This window comes from Kitasatospora sp. NPDC059088, assembly GCF_042738155.1.
Classification (GTDB): Bacteria; Actinomycetota; Actinomycetes; order Streptomycetales; family Streptomycetaceae; genus Kitasatospora.
In genome coordinates this window covers 153,739-156,875 of record NZ_JBHYGR010000005.1, presented here as the reverse complement: position 1 = coordinate 156,875, position 3,137 = coordinate 153,739, and the positions used below count along the sequence as shown (strand labels likewise).

Here is a 3,137-nt window from a genome sequence, read left to right as displayed (position 1 = left end):
CGCTCCCGGGCGGCTCTGGCCGGCCCCCGCCGGCGCGCCCGGGGCCCCGCGCCGCGATCGCGGCGCGGGGCCCGGTGGTACGCGGAGGAGCGGCGGCTCAGGCCGCGGCGGGGGCCTCGGCGTCGAGCTCGCGCCCGGCCTCGCGCGGGGTGCGCAGGACGGCCAGGAAGGCGACGGCGATGCCGACCAGCGCCCAGACCACCAGGACCAGGATCGGCATGCCCAGGTTGGTGGAGCCGAAGTAGGCGATCGACTTGGTGGCGCTGGTGCCGGCGCCGTTGGGGATCAGCGAGCCGATCGCCCGCCAGAACGGCGGCATCATCGGGGCCGGGTAGACGCCGCCGGCGCTCGGGTTGCCGAGCACCACGAAGACCAGCACCGCGAGGCCGATGCCGATGATGCCGAACAGGCACTGCAGGGCCATGGTGAAGGCGCCGACGGTGAACACCACCAGGGCGCCGATGGCGGTCAGCGACAGGATCGATCCGGGCATCGCGTCCAGGACCGGCCCGGCGATGACCGTGCCGCCGAGGCCGGCGCCGACCGAGTACAGCGCGAGGACGCCGAGGCGGATCAGCAGGCGGTGGAGGTTGGCCGGCTTGGAGCCGGCGCTGATGCCGAGGATGGAGGCGACCAGGTAGCCGCCGACGCACCAGCCGATGACCAGGTAGAAGGCGGTCAGGCCGTTGGTGTCGCCCTTGGCGAGCGGCACGACGTCCTCGACCTTGACGGTGCGGCCCTGGGACTTGTCCAGCGCGGTGGTGATGCTCTCGGCGGCCTTGGCGGCCGAGGTGCCGCGGGCGCCGGCGGTCAGCAGGGTGTCCTCGGTGCCGGTCGGGTTCACGACCAGCGCGGCGTAGATCTTCTGGTCCTTGATCTGCTGGGTCGCCGTCTCGGCGTCCGGCGCGGTGACCGGCTTGACCGCCTCGTCCGGCACCGACTCCAGGGCCTGGACCAGCTTGGGCGTGACCTGCGGCGGGGCGACCACCGCGATCGACAGCTGGTGCGGGGCCGGGTGGTGCAGCGCCCCGACGTACGAGGTGATGAACCCGAGCTGCAGCAGCAGCACGCCGATCACCAGCAGTGCCGCACGCGGTGTGACCGCGCCCTTCAGTTCGGCGACGAATCCCTGCCCCGGGGCGGTCATCCACATCTCCTTGCGTATCGGCGGAAAACGGATACTTAATACCATGAACTAACTCGCTTGTCCTACCTCCCTCGCCGGTTCTCGGCCACGGTCGCCGGGCGGTGCCGACGCCGTGGCGGACGAGGAACGCCTGGTGGTGACGGGGCGTCGGGTCGGGGCGGGGGCCCGACGGGCCGCGGGGGGAGTGGCGGAACTCTCACGTCGGGCGGGGCTTTACTTGGACTTGAAGAAGGTTGCCTTGCTCAACTATCGGTCGTATGGTTGCTTAAGGCAACGAATTTTCCCGCGCGAAGGACCCAGATGACCGTGACCGCCCAGGCCTCGACCGGAGCCGCAGCCGCCGTCGACGACGACCGCCCGATGACCCACCGGCAGGTGATGGAGGCGCTGTCCGGCCTGCTGCTCGGCCTGTTCGTGGCCGTGCTCTCGTCGACCGTCGTCGCCAACGCCCTGCCGCACATCCTCACCGACCTGCACGGCGGCCAGTCCGCCTACACCTGGGTGATCACCGCGGCCCTGCTCACGCTGACCGCCTCCACCCCGATCTGGGGCAAGCTCTCCGACCTGGCCAGCAAGAAGCTGCTGCTCCAGATCGCCCTGCTGATCTACATCGCCACCTCCGCGCTGGCCGGGCTCTCGCAGAACACCGGCGAACTGATCGCCTGCCGAGCCCTCCAGGGCATCGGCGCCGGCGGCGTCGTCGCGCTCGGCCAGATCTGCCTGGCCGCGATGGTCCCGCCGCGCGAGCGCGGCCGGTACAGCGGCTACTTCGGCGCGGTGTTCGCCCTCGCCACCATCGGCGGCCCGCTGATCGGCGGCGTCATCGTCGACACCTCCTGGCTCGGCTGGCGCTGGTGCTTCTACGTCGGCATCCCGTTCGCGCTGGCCGCGATCCTGGTGGTGCAGCGCACCCTCAAGCTGCCGGTGGTCAAGCGCCCGGCGAAGATCGACTACCTGGGCGCGCTGGTCATCACCGGCGCCGTCAGCCTGCTGATGATCTGGATCACGCTGGCCGGCACCAACTACCCGTGGCTGTCCTGGCAGACCGCGGCCATGGTCGGCGGCGGCCTGCTGCTGGCCGCGCTGGCCGTCGTGGTCGAGCGCCGCGCCGCCGAGCCGGTCATCCCGCCGTCGCTGTTCAAGTACCGCACCGTCACCCTGGCCGCGATCGCGAGCGTGCTGGTCGGCGTCGGGATGTACGGCGCGACCACCTTCCTCAGCCAGTACTTCCAGCTGGCCCGGGACAAGTCCCCGACGACGGCCGGCCTGATGACGCTGCCGATGATCATCGGCCTGGCGGTCTCCTCCGCGGTGGCCGGCCGGCTGATCACCAAGTACGGCAAGTGGAAGGCCTACCTGGTCGCCGGCACCGCGCTGCTCGCGATCGGCTTCGGCCTGCTCGGCACCGCCCGGGCCGACACCGACTACGGGCTGCTCTCCCTCTACATGGCGCTCACCGGCATCGGCCTCGGCCTGACCAGCCAGAACCTGGTGCTCGCGGTGCAGAACACGGTGCCCCGGCACGAGCTCGGCGCGGCCAGCTCCGTCGTCACCTTCTTCCGCACCATGGGCGGCGCGATGGGCGTCTCCGCGCTGGGCGCGCTGATGTCCAACAAGGTCGGCCACTACCTGGCCGAGAACCTCGCCGCGGCGCACATCCCGGCCGGGGCCGCGGCCTCCGGCGGCGGCATCCCGGACCTGGCGAAGCTGCCGGCCCCGATCCTGCCGCTGGTCACCGACGCCTTCGGCCACGGCGTCGGCACGGTCTTCCTGTGGGCCGCGCCCTTCGCGGCGCTGGCCTTCGTCACCGTGCTGTTCATCCGGGAGACCGCGCTGCGGACCACCCAGGAGAGCTGACCGGGGACGGGGAGCGCGCGGGCGCGAACGCCGACGGGGGGGGGGGGGGGGTGGCGGCCAACGCCCCCCCCCCCCGGCCGGCGGGTGATGGGCTTCACTCTGCCCCCGGCACCGCCCGCCACAGAACACGAGC

2 protein-coding genes are annotated in these 3,137 nt (G+C 72.1%); one reads left to right on the top strand and one right to left on the bottom strand.

What is annotated here, in order from left to right; translation table 11 throughout:
* Positions 1-97: 97 nt before the first annotated feature.
* A complete protein-coding gene (locus tag ACFWXO_RS04285) occupies positions 98-1,147 on the bottom strand; it encodes an ABC transporter permease (RefSeq protein ID WP_375893035.1) in 1,050 nt (349 codons plus the stop codon).
* Positions 1,148-1,447: 300 nt separating this feature from the next.
* On the opposite strand from ACFWXO_RS04285, the gene ACFWXO_RS04280 reads away from it, so the two are divergent.
* The gene (locus ACFWXO_RS04280) at positions 1,448-3,004 is read left to right on the top strand and encodes an MDR family MFS transporter (RefSeq protein ID WP_380522060.1); all 1,557 of its coding nucleotides are present in this window, start codon (positions 1,448-1,450) and stop codon (positions 3,002-3,004) included.
* Positions 3,005-3,137 lie beyond the last annotated feature (133 nt).